The sequence below is a fragment of the Methylobacterium sp. WL8 genome (assembly GCF_008040045.1).
GTDB lineage: Bacteria > Pseudomonadota > Alphaproteobacteria > Rhizobiales > Beijerinckiaceae > Methylobacterium > Methylobacterium cerastii.
The window spans coordinates 1-579 of the sequence record NZ_VRVF01000210.1 but is presented as its reverse complement, the minus strand read 5'-3'; the positions used below and the strand labels follow the sequence as shown (position 1 = coordinate 579).

Here is a 579-nt window from a genome sequence, read left to right as displayed (position 1 = left end):
CTCCACCGCCGCCGCGATCGAGGTCGCCACGTCGCTGATCTGGCGGATGCGCCCGGTCATCCCCCCGATCGAGGCGACCGCCTGACCGGTCGAGGTCTGGATCTGCGCGATCTGACCCGAGATCTCGCTCGTGGCCTTGGCCGTCTGTTCGGCCAGCGCCTTCACCTCCGCCGCCACCACGGCGAAGCCCTTGCCGGCGGCGCCTGCGCGCGCCGCCTCGATGGTGGCGTTGAGCGCCAGAAGGTTGGTCTGCCCGGCGATGTTCGAGATCAGCCCGACCACGTCGCCGATGCGCGAGACCGCAGCGCTCAGCGCCTGCACCAGGGCGCCGGTCTGGTCGGCCTCGTGCACCGCCGCGTGGGCGAGGGCGGCCGAGCCGCCGACCTGGCGCCCGATCTCCAGCACCGACGCGCCGAGTTCTTCGGCGGCCGCCGCCACCGTGGTGACGTTGGTGCCGGCCTCCTCGGCGGCCGCCGCCACCGTGGTGGACTGGCCCGCGGTCTCGGCGGCGGTCGCGGTCAGGGTCCGGGCGGTGGCCTGCAGTTCGGTCGCCGAGGACGACACCATCCCGACGATGCC

Annotated in this window: 1 protein-coding gene; it reads right to left on the bottom strand. The window is 74.1% G+C overall.

What is annotated here, in order from left to right; translation table 11 throughout:
- Positions 1–579 (bottom strand): methyl-accepting chemotaxis protein (locus FV234_RS25950; protein WP_246686320.1); only part of this gene is annotated, 579 nt, incomplete at both ends.